Annotated in this window: 16 protein-coding genes; 12 read left to right on the top strand and 4 right to left on the bottom strand. The window is 36.8% G+C overall.

The window, feature by feature from the left end:
• The first annotated feature begins 10 nt into the window (after positions 1-10).
• The gene (locus tag HLI_RS22195; protein ID WP_128523202.1) at positions 11-1,537 is read left to right on the top strand and encodes a bifunctional NAD(P)/FAD-dependent oxidoreductase/class I SAM-dependent methyltransferase; all 1,527 of its coding nucleotides are present in this window, start codon (positions 11-13) and stop codon (positions 1,535-1,537) included.
• A 45-nt stretch (positions 1,538-1,582) separates the two neighbouring features.
• Here HLI_RS22195 and HLI_RS21460 read toward each other — a convergent pair whose 3' ends face one another.
• Complete coding sequence (locus tag HLI_RS21460) at positions 1,583-1,753, bottom strand: hypothetical protein (RefSeq protein ID WP_164908475.1); 171 nt, start codon at positions 1,751-1,753, stop codon at positions 1,583-1,585.
• Between the two features lie 310 nt (positions 1,754-2,063).
• Here HLI_RS21460 and HLI_RS03865 point away from each other — a divergent pair, with 310 nt between their 5' ends.
• From HLI_RS03865 to HLI_RS03825, 9 genes are all read left to right on the top strand, one after another.
• Positions 2,064-3,095: a serine hydrolase domain-containing protein gene (locus tag HLI_RS03865; RefSeq protein WP_128523200.1), complete on the top strand. Its 1,032-nt coding sequence runs from the start codon at positions 2,064-2,066 to the stop codon at positions 3,093-3,095.
• A gap of 403 nt (positions 3,096-3,498) precedes the next feature.
• Positions 3,499-4,074 (top strand): DNA-3-methyladenine glycosylase I, encoded by a 576-nt coding sequence (locus HLI_RS03860; protein WP_206659636.1) that lies wholly within the window; start codon positions 3,499-3,501, stop codon positions 4,072-4,074.
• A 4-nt stretch (positions 4,075-4,078) separates the two neighbouring features.
• Positions 4,079-4,402: a nucleoside triphosphate pyrophosphohydrolase family protein gene (locus HLI_RS03855; protein WP_128523197.1), complete on the top strand. Its 324-nt coding sequence runs from the start codon at positions 4,079-4,081 to the stop codon at positions 4,400-4,402.
• A complete protein-coding gene (locus HLI_RS03850) occupies positions 4,399-5,325 on the top strand; it encodes a helix-turn-helix transcriptional regulator (protein ID WP_128523196.1) in 927 nt (308 codons plus the stop codon). The genes HLI_RS03855 and HLI_RS03850 overlap by 4 nt, the downstream gene beginning before the upstream one ends.
• A 724-nt stretch (positions 5,326-6,049) precedes the next feature.
• Positions 6,050-7,528 (top strand): Lsa family ABC-F type ribosomal protection protein, encoded by a 1,479-nt coding sequence (locus HLI_RS03845; RefSeq protein ID WP_128523194.1) that lies wholly within the window; start codon positions 6,050-6,052, stop codon positions 7,526-7,528.
• A 638-nt stretch (positions 7,529-8,166) separates the two neighbouring features.
• The gene (locus HLI_RS03840) at positions 8,167-9,387 is read left to right on the top strand and encodes an MFS transporter (protein ID WP_128523192.1); all 1,221 of its coding nucleotides are present in this window, start codon (positions 8,167-8,169) and stop codon (positions 9,385-9,387) included.
• Positions 9,388-9,551: 164 nt separating this feature from the next.
• On the top strand, positions 9,552-10,109 hold the full coding sequence (locus HLI_RS03835; protein WP_128523191.1) for an AAA family ATPase: 558 nt from the start codon (positions 9,552-9,554) through the stop codon (positions 10,107-10,109).
• 224 nt (positions 10,110-10,333) lie between these two features.
• Entirely contained in the window at positions 10,334-12,355 is a 2,022-nt protein-coding gene (locus HLI_RS03830) for a hypothetical protein (RefSeq protein ID WP_128523189.1), read from the top strand.
• A gap of 441 nt (positions 12,356-12,796) precedes the next feature.
• On the top strand, positions 12,797-13,300 hold the full coding sequence (locus tag HLI_RS03825; RefSeq protein WP_128523187.1) for a GNAT family N-acetyltransferase: 504 nt from the start codon (positions 12,797-12,799) through the stop codon (positions 13,298-13,300).
• 350 nt (positions 13,301-13,650) lie between these two features.
• On the opposite strand, the gene HLI_RS03820 is transcribed toward HLI_RS03825, so the two are convergent.
• The 3 genes from HLI_RS03820 to HLI_RS03810 form a co-directional block, all read right to left on the bottom strand.
• Positions 13,651-14,199 (bottom strand): flavodoxin family protein, encoded by a 549-nt coding sequence (locus HLI_RS03820; protein WP_128523185.1) that lies wholly within the window; start codon positions 14,197-14,199, stop codon positions 13,651-13,653.
• 176 nt (positions 14,200-14,375) lie between these two features.
• Positions 14,376-15,269: a LysR family transcriptional regulator gene (locus HLI_RS03815; protein ID WP_128523183.1), complete on the bottom strand. Its 894-nt coding sequence runs from the start codon at positions 15,267-15,269 to the stop codon at positions 14,376-14,378.
• Between the two features lie 189 nt (positions 15,270-15,458).
• The gene (locus HLI_RS03810; protein ID WP_128523181.1) at positions 15,459-16,463 is read right to left on the bottom strand and encodes a DUF4003 family protein; all 1,005 of its coding nucleotides are present in this window, start codon (positions 16,461-16,463) and stop codon (positions 15,459-15,461) included.
• A gap of 325 nt (positions 16,464-16,788) precedes the next feature.
• Between HLI_RS03810 and HLI_RS03805 the strand changes: the two genes are divergently transcribed.
• Both HLI_RS03805 and HLI_RS03800 read left to right on the top strand, forming a co-directional pair.
• Entirely contained in the window at positions 16,789-17,049 is a 261-nt protein-coding gene (locus HLI_RS03805; protein WP_164908474.1) for a GNAT family N-acetyltransferase, read from the top strand.
• A gap of 199 nt (positions 17,050-17,248) precedes the next feature.
• Positions 17,249-17,941 (top strand): hypothetical protein, encoded by a 693-nt coding sequence (locus tag HLI_RS03800; protein ID WP_128523178.1) that lies wholly within the window; start codon positions 17,249-17,251, stop codon positions 17,939-17,941.
• Positions 17,942-18,041: the final 100 nt, after the last annotated feature.

Genomic DNA, 18,041 nt, shown 5'->3' with positions numbered 1-18,041 from the left:
GGAGATGTAGATGATATTGGATTGTGCCGTTATTGGCGGGGGACCTGCTGGCCTGAATGCTTCTTTAGTTCTAGGCAGGTCAAGAAGAACTACCGTTTTATTTGATGATGATAACCCTAGGAACTCTGTAACGACTGAGTCCCATGGGTTTTTGACTCGGGATGGAATGAATCCAGCAGAGCTAAGGGGAATAGGTCGCAATGAGTTAACGAATTATCCAGACGTAAAAATTGAGAAGCAAAGGGTAAAAAATGTAATGAAAGAAAAGCGAATGTTTACCATTGAAACGGATACTGGAGAAGTCTTCAGAGCCAAGAAAGTGGTCTTAGCCTCTGGACTTAAAGAAAAACTCCCAAATATAAACAACCTCACACAATTTTACGGGACCAGTTTATTCAGTTGTCCATTCTGTGATGGTTGGGAATTAAGAGACCTTCCCTTAGTTGTGATTGCTGAAAATTCACGAGCTCTCCATATGGCGAAGCTTGTATATAACTGGACCAGCAACCTTGTTATTTGTACGAATGGAAGTTTCAATATACCGACTCATGAAATGAAGACTTTAAAAGAAAAAGGAATGGATATATACGAACAAAAGATTTCATCACTGAACGGAGAGAATGGGTATTTGAAACATATCACATTTGAAGATGGAAGCTCCGTTGCTCGTGAAGGTGGGTTCATTATTCCGGAAATGGAACAAGCGTCCCATATTGGCGAAGATCTTGGGTGTGAACTGACAGATCAAGGCGCCATCAAAACAGATGACTTCGGGCGGACAAATGTTGAAGGAGTGTATGCTTGCGGCGATACATCCTTAATAGCACCATCTCAATTAATTATTGCCGCAGCGGAAGGTAGCAAAGCCGCGATTGGCGTCAATGCAGCCATGGTTGAGGAAGCTTTCAAAAAAACAGATCATGAAAAGGAGAAAGATATGAATAAAAATTGTAAGCAAGATCATACGGGCAATTTAAGAAAAAAGGTGGAATATCTGGACAGTGACGAACGTAAAGAACAATTCTCTCCAGAGAGCCTATTGGAGTTACTTCCCATAAAAAATACTGATGATATTTTAGATGTAGGAGCAGGAACAGGCTTCTTAACTATCCCGGCTGCTAAGAAAACAGATGGGATGGTTTACGCACTAGATATCGATCCAAAGATTTTACAAATCGCAAATTCTAAGGCATCAACGGAGAACCTTGAAAATGTACGAACCATTCAAGGGGAAATGAAAGATTTGCCATTAGCAGACGATTCTATTGACATAGTAATGGCATCGTTAGTCCTTCATGAAATCAAACCTTTATCAGAGACATTGCAGCTCATCCATCAAGTTATTAAGGAAAATGGTTATTTTGCTTGTGTTGAACTGGAAGTGGAAGAACAACCAAATCAAAATCATCCAAGAATCTCCTCAATTATAATGGAGGAAGAATTGAACAAAGCAGGATTTAAAGTAAGGAAGAAGCTACACCCTACAGAGTCTATTTATGTATTAATAGCTCAAAAACAAAATATATCCATTGAATAGTATTTATTTTTCACTAATTATAGATATTAAAAGTCTTTAATGTATTCATTGTATGAGAGTTATTCTATCTAGAGGAGCTGTTGACATTTGGTGTTGCTTTTCACGATTCAATTGTCGGTAGATGCTTACCGCGGACACGGCCAAAGCTGACTTGGTCAAGAAGGTCACTTGACCAAGTGGATCTTCGGGTCGCGCTGTTCCCGCAGGCGTCACCACCGAACGTTCAACATGAAAACAACAGAGGCTCATCTATCTGAAAAGAGTGGCTTCCTTTGATTTATAAATGAAAATCGGTCTGCTTATACTTGGTGGCGATTTTAACCGTCAATACCAAATGGATACGATAGCTCATTGAGGAGTAAGAGCCCAACTGTCTCATCAAATAAAGTTGCAGTTCATCAGGGGCCTTGTTTTTTTTGGTGATATTTTTTCACAATCATATTGCATCTTTGTAGACCTCATAAAGTGGAGTAAAATGGAAGGTGATCTTTAACAATTGTAAGCATGGCTGGAGAGGAGTAGCGATATGAATGGAAATAATGAATTGAAAGAAATCATCACTACCATAAGCGATAAGCTGGACTTTTCTGGCGTCGTATATGTGAAACAAAATGAGAATGTATTATTAAACACTGCCTTTGGTTATAGAGACAGAGGGGAAGAGCTCCCGAATACTTCCGATACTCGTTTTGGAATTGCCTCTGGCTGCAAGTTATTTACTGCTATCGGAATTTGCCAGTTAGTTGAAAAGGGATTAGTGAATTTTGGTACTCGTTTAATTGACTGCCTTGACATTGATTTCCCTAACTTTGATAAAAAGATTACCATCCACCACCTGTTAACCCACACTTCAGGTATACCTGATTACTTTGATGAAGAAGTGATGAGTGATTATGAGGAGTTGTGGACGGATTACCCGGTCTACCAAATAAATTCTCTTAAGGATTTCCTGCCGCTCTTTCAGGACAATCAAATGAAGTTTAAACCAGGCCATAAATTTCATTATAACAATGCGGGGTATATCCTTTTAGGTCTGATCATTGAAGAACAAACGGGCAGACGCTTTACAGAATTTATAGAAACTGAAGTTTTCCATAGATGCAATATGCTGGATTCTGGATATTTTTCATTGGATCAGCTTCCTGAAAATACAGCCAAAGGCTATATTGACAACAATGAAAAGAAAACTTGGAGAACGAATATTTACTCCATTCCCAAACAAGGCGGATCCGATGGAGGGGCATTCATTACAGCTCCTGATATGATTAAGTTGTGGGATTCATTGTTGGACTTCAAGCTTCTAAATGAAAAGACTACCAGAGAATTACTCACTCCTCATGTTCATGTGAATGGAGAAGTCCATTATGGTTATGGTATTTGGCTGAACCAAAAGATTGATCATGTATATAAATATCATGTGATGGGGTATGACCCCGGAGTAAGCTTTAGGTCCTCCATATATCCACAGGCTGATTTGAAGATCGTTATCCCTTCAAATATAGAATCTGGTCCCTTTGAAATCACTAAAGCCATTGAGGATTTTCTGTTAAATAAATAAGGTGTCTTTCTCATTATTTAATGATATTAAGCCTTGAAATAGCACATATAAAGAAGTTGCCGGCCTGTCCCTGTATAGGGAAGGAAAACATGAGATAACCGGTTAACACGAGGTTTTTCTTTACTTCCGGGGTTCGCACTTACGGCATGTTATCAATGGGAACCTTGGGAACGAGGGAAATCCGACAGACTTCTCCCAAAGGCAGAGGCTTTAAATATGTAGTAGAAATTTTTGAATATATGTGTGAAGACAAATCCTAGAATGGAGCTGCAGGTGAATCCGATTTTTTAAACTTTTCCATCTCGTTTGTGATTTTTAAAGAAATGATGCGAGATTATTTTAAATATGACAGACTCATGTCATGTTTAGGATAGTATAGTAGTTACAAACTGAAAAAGGGGAAATGAAAATGGAATGTTCCTGGCCGGGCAATAATCAGCTTATGCAATTGTATCACGACAAAGAGTGGTGTGTATCCACCACAGACGACCAATATATATTTGAAATGCTTACATTGGAAGGGGCACAGGCTGGGTTATCTTGGAGTATCGTATTGGCTAAGCGAGAGGAATATCAAAAAGCTTTTCGGAATTTTGATATTAGTTATTGCTCGACACTAACGGATAAAGATTTGATGAATTTACAAGAACAATATAATGTCATTAAACATTTTGCTAAGCTTCAATCTGTGAGAAGTAACGCACAAGCGATCATAAAGATACAAAAGGAGTTTGAAAGCTTATCATTGTTTTTATGGCGTTATGTCGATTTTAAGCCAATAATCAATCATTGGAATTCAGAAGAGCAAATACCTGCTCAAACACCACTATCAACTCAGATTAGTAAGGATTTGAAAAAAAGAGGATTCAAATTTGTTGGTCCGGTAACAATGTACTCCTTTTTACAAGCTATTGGCATGGTGGATGACCATCTGACAAGCTGTCCGTATCACACTTCAAACAAAGAAAGGAAGATTTAAGCAAATGGATTTTAACATTGCAGTTAATCGTTCGTTACAGATTAGAAAAGTGTACCACCAGCTTGAGAAGAAATATCATGGCTCAGAATGGGAAGTAGACGAAGATGCACTTGCATTTCTTACCGATGCGGCACTTGTTGGAAGGTTAGCGATGGCTCATCAAGAAAGATGGCCATCAGGGACTGATTCAGAAGCGGACTTAGAGCATAAGATCGCTGAATGTTTTTGGTGGCTTATGGTATTGGGAGAGCGAATGGGCATTGACAGTGAACAAGCATTGGAGAAGTTTTTAAAGAAAAAAGAAGAACAATTCTTGGATTTCACATGACCATCAGTCGGCATTTTGAAATCATCTATCTTTTATTGGATAGAAAAGTGGTTACTGCGAAAGAATTGGCCGAGCATTTTGAGGTTTCCACAAGAACGATCTATAGAGATGTGGATGTGTTAAGTGGAGCAGGAATCCCTATCTATGCTAATAAGGGAAGAGGGGGAGGAATTTCTCTATTAGAGGGGTACTCCTTCAATGCATCCATGTTAACGGGTGATGAACAAGAAGACATATTAGTTGGGCTACAAATGTTATCAGTTACTGATTTTCCAAATACTGACCTTATATTAAAGAAAGTGGCTCGGCTGTTTAAAAAAGAAACAGTAAACTGGATCGATGTTGATTTTTCTCCATGGGGAAGTGGAGAAAAGGAGAAACACTTATTTACCTTATTAAGAAACGCAATAATCGAAAAATGTGTCATTCAATTTCGTTATTTTAATTCACAGGGTGAGCAAACTCTACGGGAAGTAGAGCCGCTTCAATTAATATTCAAAAAGAATGCTTGGTATCTTTCTGGATATTGTTTGTGGCGAAAGGATTTTCGTATTTTTAAAATTAGTCGCATGAATCAAGTGTATATTTCAAACGAAACATTCACCTTGAGACCAACAACAGATGTGGTAAAAAATGCTGAAAAACAAGTAGGGGACTCCTCCATACCTATGAGGATTAGAATTGCCTCTCAAGGGGCTTATCGTGTCTATGATGAGTTTGACGATCATATGATTACGAAAAATAAAGATGGCTCGTACACTGTTGTAGCAAATTTTCCCGTTGGCACATGGCTAGATAGTTATCTTTTGTCCTTTGGTACGCTAATTGAAGAGGTTCATCCTGTTTATATACGTGAACGATTGGTAAAAAAGCTTGAGGAACTAAAGCATAATCTTGAAAAAAATAGAAAAACTGATCTATAAAAGGCAAGGGGTGTGAATTCTACTATTAATAAAGGCAAAAATCATTTTTCTCTTAGAAAAGGACTGAAATCTATTCTTGCTTCATGATACATAGGGAATCTTATGTTTAACTAATAAATCATATTAATTTTTATTTCTATTCAATCTTGGGCAAGTGCATGAAGTGACCCGTGCATATTCTACAAAGATTAGTTTGAACTATTTGTTAGCATGAACTTCCAAAGTTTTGACATATATTGAGGTAATTCAGTGATTCATCTTAATATTTCGAAGAGAGATAATTATTGTGTTTTATAAGTAAAAATGTTATCATCTAAAAAAAGTAAAGGGCTGATGATGACCAATGATTAACTAATCTATATTTTACTGAACCATATTAGTTCGAACACTAAAATATAGGATTAGTCTATTCTTTTAAATCAGTCACGACTTTATATATCATTACCTATTGGTATTTCTGGGCTTAATAAAGCTGATCGTCTGACTAATCCTTCCAATTAAACATTGGGAGGATTTTTTATTCCAACGTAGATAAGGAATATACTCGCTGCACATTACCTGTTTTATTATTAGGGAGGGAAAATGATGTCGGATTCTATTGTTACACATGACCTGCTCCGTATAAGTCGTTATATTCCATCAAGCTTATACGGAGTAAACTAGACTTAGATGGATATACCGACTTTGTATAGTAGAAAAGATTATACAAAGGAGGAAATATAAGATGTCTATGGTTCAAGTACAAAACTTATCTTTTTCTTATCCAAGTAGCTTTGATAATATTTTTGAAGATGTGAACTTTCAAATAGATACAGATTGGAAGCTTGGGTTTATTGGTCGAAATGGACGAGGTAAAACCACTTTCTTCAATTTATTATTAGGAAATTATGAGTATAAAGGGAAAATCATTTCTTCTGTGGAATTTAATTATTTCCCTTATCCAGTTTCGGATAAGAGCAAAAACACTCATGAAATTTTAGAAGAAACATGCCCCCAAGCAGAAGAGTGGGAGTTTTTTCGGGAAATTTCTTATTTAGATGTGGATGCCGAGGCTATGTATCGACCATTTGAAACTTTGTCAAACGGTGAGCAAACAAAGGTGTTGCTGGCTGCGCTTTTCTTAAATGAAGGTCAATTTCTATTAATAGATGAGCCAACCAACCATTTAGATACTGAGGGAAGAAAGATAGTTTCAAATTATCTAAGTAAGAAAAAAGGGTTCATTTTAATTTCACATGATAGAGACTTTGTTGATGGATGCGTTGACCACATTTTGTCTATAAACAGAGCAAATATAGAAGTTCAAAGCGGCAATTACTCTTCATGGAAGTTGAATTTTGATCGACAGCAAGGACATGAGGAAGCAACCAATGAAAATTTACAGAAAGATATAAAAAGGTTGCAAAAGTCTTCAAAACGTTCCGCTGGATGGTCTAATCAAGTGGAAGCCTCTAAAAATGGTACAACAAACTCCGGCTCCAAAGTAGACAAAGGATTTGTAGGGCATAAAGCAGCAAAAATGATGAAAAAATCAAAGAGCCTTGAGTCAAGGCAACAAAAAGCCCTTGAAAAGAAGTCAAAACTACTGAAAAATGTGGAGAACACCGAATCATTAAAATTAGAACCATTGGAATTTAAGTCTAATGAATTGGTTCATTTAACAGATGTGGCAGTTATGTATGGTGATGAAATCGTGAATAAACCGATTACTTTTAACATTGAACAAGGGGACCGAGTTGTTCTTGATGGAAAGAATGGTAGTGGAAAAAGTAGTATATTAAAACTGATACTAGGAAAAACGATACAGCATACAGGTTTAGTGAACTTAAGTTCAGGACTTCTTATTTCCTATGTACACCAGGATACCTCTCATTTAAAGGGAAGGTTATCTGACTTTATTGAAGAGCATCAAATTGATGAACCATTATTTAAAGCAATTCTAAGGAAAATGGACTTTGATCGGATTCAATTTGAAAAAGATATATCTCATTATTCTGGTGGACAAAAGAAGAAGTTGCTTATAGCCAAAAGCTTATGCGAAAAAGCTCATTTATATATTTGGGATGAGCCATTAAACTTTATTGATGTTTATTCACGCATGCAGATAGAAGAACTTATTGAAAGTTTTAACCCAACTATGCTTATAGTTGAGCATGACCAGACATTTAAACAAAGAGTTGCAACGAAAATTGTATCTATTTAGAGAATTTTCCCTTATAAAGGCTGTTATCCAAAAGGATAATGGCCTCTTTATGTAGAAAGTTATCATGTTGATTCGCCTCGACCACTATTTGATACATTTATAATAAGAATATATTTCACCCGTCATAAGAAAAGCAAATAGTAGTTGCAGTATAATTACCTCGAAATCATTGCGATTACATTCGATACTCAAATCGCTACTATTATTCAAAACACAATTAATACAAACGTTTTTAGCAGGAGTTATTTACGCACTGACTGCGGTTAGTAAACATGTATTATCTCAAATTCAAGTCTTCCATAAACGGGGCCAACCTTCATGAAAGAATCCACTAACTTATTCCGGAATAGTACGTGGCTAGGAGACTTTCTTCTAGATAGCAAGTTTATTTTTGTCCTTTATGATAAAATCGGCCATAGTTGGTTTGTAAAATAAATACAAACATAATATTAGAATGAGACTCGCCGTTAGGGATGATTTTGCTACCCCATACATTTTTAAAGTGATAGCAGAATTGATTGGATTGCTTTGAACGCACAAAGTGATATTGGTAAAAAGTAAAATAAGGAGGTTCAATCACAATGTAAACACACCCTTTTTTCATCGATTACAAAAACGATAAAAAGGGGTAGTAAAAAATGAAGTCTTCATCCTTTCGGTTTTTATGGATTGGACAAACAATGGCCAATCTCGGTGATGTTTTTTATATCGTCGCCCTGATCTCTATTATGTACACAGTTTCACAGTCAGCTTTTTACTTAGCTTTGCTCCCATTCATTAATACATTCGGACGGTTTATCAGTGGGTATCTATCACCATTGTTGTTTAATAAATACCCATTAAAAACACTTTTATCTGGATCACAAATTAGTAAAACCTTTTTCTTGTTTATTATAGCGTCTTTGACCACAGTACAGTCTAAGGGTTCCATAATGATTATCCTTTTAATTATTTTCACAATCGCCTTCCTCGATGGATGGGCAGCACCTGCTAGCAGAGCGATGCTTCCCAGGTTAGTGAATAAGGAGGAAATTGTAAAAGCGAATAGTTTCTTCTCAGTTATATCACAAATCATTCAGCTTGGTGGATGGGCTTTAGGGGGCATACTAGTGGCCTGGATCGGTGGTCAGACCGTCATATGGCTAACGTTTATTTTGTTTATTATATCCTCTGGCTTGATGACGCTGATTCAAGATTCAACAGAGTTTCATCTTCCAAAGGAAAAGCATCCGATCGGGACAGTTTTAAAAGAAGGTTGGAAAATCATTTGGCGCACACCTGTTTTCAGAAAAATACATGTGGTGATCTTTATTGAATCCATAGCGAATGTGGTATGGATTGCCGCCATCATTTATGTTTTTGTTTCTGAGGTTCTTCAGAAAGGGGAAGCATGGTGGGGCTATATCAATACAACTTTCTTTATAGGCCTTCTCATTGGTGGTTTGTTTTGCGCAAAGTACTCCTCAATCATCGAGAAGAACTTGAAAAAATTGATGATATTTACTTCGTTCAGTGTAAGCGCCGTGACTTTACTTTTTGGTTATAATAGTATCGCCTGGATGTCCTTACTTTTATCTGTACTATATGGCATAGTTGAGCAAATTAAGTCCATAACCATGGAAACTTATCTTCAAAAAGAGGCATCTTCCAATGACTTGCCAAAAATTTATGGAGCCCAAGGAGCATTGACTTCATTAACGTTTGGTTTTGCTTCTTTATTGCTAGGTGGAATGGCAGACGTTTTTGGTGTCCAGTATGTTTTTCTATTTGCGGGAACCTTATTAGCGGTAGCTGCTGTTTATAGTTTTATTTCAAGAGGAAGTTTTCCAGAAAAGTACACGAATGATTATGAAGTTTAAGGTAATTTCAAGGAAGGACTGTACTATTGTGCAGTCTTTCTGATTATTTAATATAAGTTGAAAAGCTAAAATGAATCTATTTTTAGGAAACAACCATGTTAAAACTTAAACTTTTGTTGCAATTTTCATGAAAATATCAGGGATAACATTGGGGGGGAGAACCTATGAAATTGGTATTATTATTCGGCCCGCAAGCTGTTGGAAAGATGACTGTGGGTCAAGAATTAGAGAAAGCTACGGAATTAAAATTATTTCACAACCATATGAGTATTGAATTCCTACAACCATACTTTGGTTTCACCCCTGAAATGTGGGATTTATCTAACCTGTTGAGGAAGGAATTTTTTGAAGCCTATTCTAAAACGGATAATTATGGTTTGATATTCACTTTTGTCTGGGCGTTCAATCAAAAGGAAGACTGGAATTTAGTTGAAGCGGTTGTTGATACATTTGAATCCAATGGTGGAGAGGTTTATTTTGTAGAATTAGAAGCTGATTTGGTAGAGAGATTGAAACGGAATAAAACTCCTAACCGACTAGACCATAAGCCTTCCAAAAGAAATATAGAACAATCTGAACAAAGGTTAGTAGCTTCATTGGACAGCTTGCGTTTAACTTCTAACGAAGGTGAAGTAGTCAGGGATAATTACATAAAAATCAATAATAACCAATTGAAGGCGAATGATGTAGCTTTAAAGGTCAAGAGTGAATTTAAGTTATAAAGCTGTTCAGTTACTTCTTGATGAGTGGATACTAGAGCTGAAATCGATATACGGTGGGGTAAACATAAATTGGGTAGTTGTTGCGATTTTGACTTTTCCAATTGCTTCAATCATAAAAGATTTTATTAAAAGCTGAAAAGACAAGCAATCTATTTTGTCAATTTAAATAAGTTGTTTCATCCTATTAAAAGATTTTAGCTGACAATAAAATACAGGAGGAACGAATGGGTCTATTCAAAATGATTTTTAAATACCTTATAGGCGTCGTAGGTATTATTCTAATTAGTTGTTCACCCGTATTATTCAATAATGACTTCCGGTTGAACGTGTCCAGTTATTTTCAAAGTGTATCGATTGTGATACAAAAATTAGTTACCCCTTCTGAGTGGATCTTTCATCATCGCCTCAACTACCAATATGTAGAAAAACCACTCTTGTCTTACATCATGGATAATTACCTTTATTCTATGACCATTTTATTTTCCGCTTTAATCATAGCCCTGTTTGCAGGGTTGATCTTAGCTTTATCGACATTCGGTTTACCGCGAATCCTAAACCGCACAATACACGCGGGATTGAATAGTTTAGAAGCACTTCCTGATATTCTTTTTATCTTTTCACTCCAAATGTTTGTCGTATGGTTTTATAACTCTTTTGATATATTACTTTTCAGGTTTGCTTACTTGGGGGAAGAAAAACTTTATCTATCACCGGTTTTGTCTCTTTGTATTCTGCCTGCGGTATTATTCTTTCGGACGTTTCTTTTATTACTTGAAGAAGAGTGGGGGAAAGATTATGTGATTCTAGCAAGAAGTAAAGGCTTTGGCAGATCATATATCCTCCTGTGTCATTGTTTAAGGAATATTAAGGTTAACCTAATCATTCAATCTAAGCCAATCCTTTGGTTTACATTATCAAGCTTACTGGTAGTTGAATATTTACATAACATCTATGGGATTGTTCGTTTAATCTTTTTTGATACAAGACCTTTTATCATAACTGTAGCTCTGATCTTGATTTTTACTCCTTTCTACTTTTTGTACTTTTTACTGGACTTGATTTTGAAAAATGATCTTCGAGAGATAAATGAAAAAGCCCGGATAACTATGATGAAAAATGCCAAAGTTTTTGATATAGATAGATGGTCTCTTTTGAAATTAAGTAGAAAATGCTTTTCCTTTTCTTTGAGAGCCGGGCGTGAAGGGCTGTATTTACTTAAAAACCCTAATTTTATTGCGGGTGTGGGGTATATATTAGGTATGTTAATTATTAGTTCAATATATTCATTTATTAACGGCGGCTCTTCTGTTGAAAGTATAGGAATATTTAAGGGGGAAAATGGGAATTATCATGCTCCTCCACACTCTCCGGGCGATGGTGAATTGATATTTGGGTCTAATTTGAATGGATACCCAATAGTGACGATGCTAGTAGTTGGTGCAAAATATACCATTTTGGCTACTTTGCTTATCGCTATGGTGAGGGTTGTGCTTGGATATCTGTTGACGATTCCCTATGTCTTTTGGTTAGGGGAACGTTCAAAAAAAGTGATCAGTGAACTGGCTGATGGAATGCAGTTCTTGCCGTTAACTTTAGTGGCTTATTTGTTGCTAGTAGATGTTGTGATATTTGAAGAGGAGAAGAGAATCCTTGCTGAATCTTTGCTCGTCCCTAATGTGATATTAGAAGTGGTTATATTAACTGTTTTCGCCGTTCCAGTATTATTAAACACATTAGGAAAAGAATCCGACGCGATGTTAAATAGAGAATACGTACAAGCAGCTATGCTTCTTGGAGCAAGTAGAAGTAGAATCTTCTTAACACATATGACATCGCATCTCCTTCCCAAAATGATTCTGCTGCTTGGCCAGCAAATGATCCAAGTTTTGCAAGTCCTGCTTCATTTAGGGGTTCTAAGTATTTTCTTAGGAGGGACGATAAGGGGAAATCGAGAAGGAGCATCTCAATCGCTTTTATTTGAATGGACATCACTGTTTGAGACAATGCGAGTGGGTATTATGACAGAAAGGTATTGGCTGATCCTACCGGTGCTTTCCTTGTATATTCTGTTGATTTTATCTATACAGGCTATAATTAAGAGCCTAATTGATAGTCAACAGCAAAAAATAGGAGTATTTACTAGTCGAAAAATAAAAAGGTTTAACCGGCCGATTCAGGGAGATCAAGCTAACACATGCGAGGACGAAGAATTGTTCACTTTCACTTCTCCTAAGCATTTGTCTTAATTACCTATCGCATCAACGTTAACAAAATTCAATCCACCCCTGGCTTTTATTATATTGGATCCGAGTCTTATAAAAACAGAGGCAATTCTGAAACAAAAGAATTGCCCTTTTCTTATTGTTTTGGGTAGGGATGTGGAGGACTCAAATTATGATAATGCGAAGTCAATTGTGTAGCTTTCGTAGGATAAGATCATGTAGACCCAGAAGCTTTTTCGCTGTGCATGAACTTTGCCAATTTAACTCACTAAACTTTTTTTGAAAAATCTTTGTTGTATGACTAGATGAATAATTGATAATCAGCTTGAAAAATTGCGGAGTGATTCTCACGTACAGATTCAGCCGCTAGGGGAAGTGGCAATTGAATAATGGAGCACTTGCATTTAAACTGATGGAAAAGTGAGTGGAAGTCTTAATCATGAATTTTATGAGGCAGGTGGTCTAATGGAAAATAAAATATGTATTGATCAAATGCTTCCAGAAGATTGGGAGCAAGTGAGACGGATTTATATTGAAGGAATTGATACGGGACATGCAACCTTTGAAAAAGAAATTCCTTCTTGGAAAAGTTGGAATACCGTTCATTCACCAGATTGCCGAATAGTTGCACGTTCAAAAGAGAAAATTTTAGGTTGGGCTGCTATAAGCCCTGTCTCCGAAAGAAATGTCTATGCAGGTGTTGCAGAAGTAAGTGTATATGTTAGTCAATTCAGTATGGGGAAAGGAATAGGAAATTTACTGTTACAGGCTCTTATTAATAAAAGTGAAGAAAATGGATTTTGGACATTACAATCTGGAATATTTCCTGAAAATGTAGCAAGTCTCAAAGTTCATTATAAAAATGGATTTCGAGAAGTTGGACGACGGGAACGAATAGGTAAAATGGATGGTATTTGGCGTGACACTATTTTATTGGAAAGAAGAAGTGAAAATACAGGGATTCATTAATCATTTACATAAAAATTAATAATAACCAATTGATTGCGAATGTAGTAGCTTTAAAGATCATGAGTGAATTTCAGTTATGAAGCTGTTCAGGTGCTTGTTGATTTCACGAGAAGCGTTCGGTGGTGACGCCTGCGGGCTCAGAGCGAGCTTAAAGATCCACTTGGGCAAGGGATCTTCTTGACCAAGTTAGCTGAGGCCGTGCCCGCGGCAAGCATCCACCGACAAGCGATTCGTGAGAAGCAACAACAAACTTTTTAACAGCTCATCTAGAATGAAAATGGTTTTTCAGTAGCCTCGTTTTAAATCAAGAGGGTTGATCGATTCATTTATCCTGATTCATAAATAGAATATTAGTTCAAACCTTTGAGTTGCTTATTTAATTGACTGATTTCCTGTAGAGCTTTTTTATCTTCTAATATATCACGAGGCTTGACTCCTTCCCCCAAAACAAATCCTTGAAAGTTAAGCCCGATAAATTCACAGATATACTTGAATTGCTGGATTAATGGCAGTCCTTTTTTAGTAGGATTGTCTCCTCCTACCGCAATCATGTATGCTTTTTTCTTAGACATCAGCACTTTGAAGTTTGGATATTTTTCATCTCTGACCGTTTGTGACCATCGATCAATAAACGTTTTCATCACACTGGACATGCCATACCAATAGATCGGTGTCGCAAAAATTAATACATCAGCCGCTAACATTGCATCAATGATGGTATTGTAATCATCCTTCACCTCAGAAAAACCTTGCGCTTCATGTCTTTGATCCACAATTTCTTTGATGTAGTAGTCTTTTAGAACTACTCTTTTTGCTGAAATACCTTGTAAAGCATATTCTGTTAATAATTCTGTATTTCCGTCAGCTCTTGTACTTCCATATAATACGGTTATTTTCATACTATATCTCCTCATTGTTTAATTGGGTAATGTTTCACCCTTTTTTGATCGTGGTTAAAGGGTACTCCATTATTGTTGTTCAGTAAAACGGATTATTATGATTGGATCAATCGAAAATTTCGATTTCGAAGATGAACTGCTACATATGCAGCGGCTACCCACTGGCTTGTACTGCTTTATGTAGTTATAAGAGTCTTTTTTGTTAAGGATACGAATGCTTCGAGAGGTGCTGTCATGAATTTATCTTTATGCCAAGCGATTTGGGTATATAAGGAAGAAGTCGAAGCTGTCCAGATAAGAGCTTTCATTCTATCTTCCTTAATATCTTTCTCCACCACCATCTCTGGGAGAATGGCTACGCCTAAGTCGGCAATCACGCATTGTTTTATAGCTTCAACACTGAGAAACTCGAACTTATTAGCTGGAAAAATTTCAGCGTTATTCAATGTGTTTTCTAATATTGTGCGATAGGAGCAGCCTGTTTCGGTCAATAATAGCGTTTCTCCCTCTAAGTCGTTAGGATTCACCACTGAATTCGCAGGGAAGGGGTGATCCATTGAAACTACTAATTTCAGGGGGTCTTCGACAAGTGTGTCAATAGTCAGGAAGGGAATTGGCTTCAGAACATCCATGATAAAAGCGATATCCAATGTTCCATCAAGCAGTTGTTCTTTCGCCTTTTCATTCGAATGGACCGGCTTGAATACTAGTTTGACTTGAGGAAATTGTTCTTTGAAAGCTCTTAAGATCGGAGGGAGGCGATATGTACATTGGCTCTCTTGCGCTCCGATAACCAGCGTACCCGTGGGTTCTTCCAAACCTCTCGTCATCATTTGAGCTTCTTCAGTCAAAGCCAACATTTGGTCCGCATATTTCTTGAACTGGCGGCCGGATTCGGTCAAATACAGGCGTTTTCCTAAGCGTTCAAATAAAGGAGTATCCAATTCTTTTTCCAAGGCTTTGATTTGAGCGGTGACACTTGATTGGGCGAATTTTAATATCTTAGCTGTTTTAGTAAAGTTCAAATTTTCCGCAGCTGTTTTAAATGTTAGCAATTGTTTCGTCTCCATAAGTAACTCCTCTAAATAATTTTCTATCGTTTCTTTCAATAATGTATTCGAAACGTCATTAATAAAGTGTACAGCATATCTCAAAGCCGCAATCTAATATTCTAAGATGTATTGTTTTAACAAGTGTGATAGAAGTTCATGTTTATTGAGCTTGTGATCTTCATTATATTTAGATAGAAAAAATAGAAATCACTGTCCTCCACCGCCCCCATCGCCTGCTGAAGCTGCAGCCGTCGCACCTGTTACTCCTGCTAAGGTCGCTACCTGCTGAGCCTGCATAATGGTTTCGAGCGTTGTGAACAAGCCAGTCTGAAGGTTGTTGGCTTCCTGTAGTTGATGACTCACTAAAATATTTACAGCTATTTTCACATTCATATCATTTTGCCATTTAAATGGTCCTTCCTGGTCTAGTGCCTTCTTGAAGTCTTTGATATCATATACTTTGTTTTCTTCATCACCAAGAAATGCGAGTAAACCTGCTTCAGGGTAAAGCATACTTTTAAAGCGGATATCTGAAGATTTAATGGCGTTAGCTGCGTTTACGGTGCGGTCAATGAGTTCGTCGGCAGTGTGTGCTTCATCTAACGAAAGCATATGACTTAAAAATTGCAGGTGATTACCTTTCCGGAACCCATTTCGATCAAGCGAACGATAGATATGCTCCACTTGGACAATGAGGGTTTCTGTGTCTACCTCTCGTTGTGACAGCAAAACGGCCAGGGGGTAATCATCATGAGATGTAAGAAACGGATGTTCTTTTTTCATTAACTGATGGATTTCAACTGCCCGTTGTACTTTCTCCTTGTATTCTGACTCCCTTGGATCGTTTTGAATCATAGCGACAGCAGCGAGATACGTGTATTGAGAGCGATTGAAGCCGTAATGAATCATGGATTTATAAACTTTCATCATTTCATTAAACGCTTCGAATGGATCCTCAAAACTCGAGTCAAGCATAGCAGCCACTGAGTACCTTAGTGGAGATTTTAAATACGAGAACATACCTGCATCTTTTTTGATTGTTTCACAAAGCTTTAAATAACGATGGATATCCAACTTACGGTCACTAGTTACATAAACCGATGCTACCATCATAACTATCTTTTTATCCGTCCATCTCATCTCTTTTCTCAATTGTTCATATACATCAGTGTAGGTTTCTTTTAATTGAGCAAGTTCCTTCGATAAAGGCATTTCTTGGCCCTCCTTATAAATGGTTGACTGTCTACTTCTTTATACGGATGAAAGGAGAAAACGTTTCTGATTAGATTAACATAACTGTCTAAAATTTTTTCTCACACACGGATGGAATATAGTCAGGGTAGGGGAGAGCAGAACCAGTTAAATACGTTGAAGTTGTGTCTTCAGGAGAAGCGGGTGGTAATATGAGATTGAGTTATTAATTTTCTTTAGGGAGGTATGACTTATCGTTGATATTACTACAGGGTCGATTCCCCCTGAGATAAGAACATTATTATCTTTCGCTACCTCTGAAAAGAATGTTGAGGCAGAATTTGATTTGTATAACGAATCTTCAGTAAGAAAACTGTATGGATATACTATTGAGGGTCACCCTGTAGGCTGTATAGGAGTTGAATTCCTGGGTCCCGATAAGGGGGAAATAAAACATATCGCAGTTCTTCCCCAGCATAGAGGCAGAGGGATAGGAGATAAGATGGTTAATTTCATCAAAGATAAACATTCCTTATCTTTGATTTACGCTGAGACAGATAAAGATGCTGTCTATTTTTATGAGAAAGTTTTCAATGTATTCTATTAACTGAATAATGGTTTGTTCCTGATAATGGACTTTTCATGAAGGGGGAATTTTTCAATTAGAGTGATTAACCTGAAATAGGTCATTAATTAGCAGGGCGGTTCACTGAAAGATGAGTCTCTCTTTTGTGTGGTCGTTAACTTTAAACACATATGATAGGCTAATGGTATTACCAATCATTTCAAATATAAGAGAGCTTTTTATGTATAAGAACCTGGGCATCATCATGGTGATATCCTTACTTTTAGCTGGATGTTCCAATAATGATCCTGTTTCTATAGAGGGAAAAATATTCGAAGTGAATAAAGAGAAAAAGACGTTTGTCGTTCTAGTTGAAAATAATTTAATAGAACAACAAATGGCGGCCGATCAGAAATATGGAGAGGCAATCGAAGCTTTTTCAGTTAACGTCGATAAAGGTATGGAAGTGAAGGGGGAAGTGAATTCATTCAATGGTTTAGAGCAAGGGCAGAAAGTGGCTGTTGAAATTGAAGAGGAGTATGATAGTAAACTCGTTACAAAAGATACTTTGTTTAATAAACATAGTAAGCTCCCTGTCTATGAACCTAAATCCACCACAGTCACGCCTTATTCTAAACAAGACATTGTTCAGGAACTGACAGTAGAAGAAGGATATGGGCTTTATACTTATAATCCCAAGGCTGATGAAGAGGGGAAATATGATGCCACTCCCAGTTCTGTTGCAGCGAATTTTCCTTTTCATGAAATTCAAGTGATCTCTTCTGGTGATGATGTTAAAAATACGAAAGAATTATTGGGATTATATGAAGGTTCACCTACCTATATAATTACTGATGAAAAAGAGGTTGTTTTTAAATCGGACAATAAAAAAGAACTTAATGAATTCATTAAAACCTTAGAGAAACCAAATTGAACTTCTAATCAAAAATTGCATATAGAAGGAGTAGCTATGATTAAAGTAATCAGTTTTTTTATATACATGGCATTAGTGGTCAGTGCTTCAATTCTTGTAT

Source organism: Halobacillus litoralis (assembly GCF_004101865.1).
Taxonomy (GTDB): domain Bacteria; phylum Bacillota; class Bacilli; order Bacillales; family Halobacillaceae; genus Halobacillus; species Halobacillus litoralis_A.
Note: the sequence above shows the minus strand (reverse complement) of the source record. Positions and strands in the feature narration are given on the sequence as shown.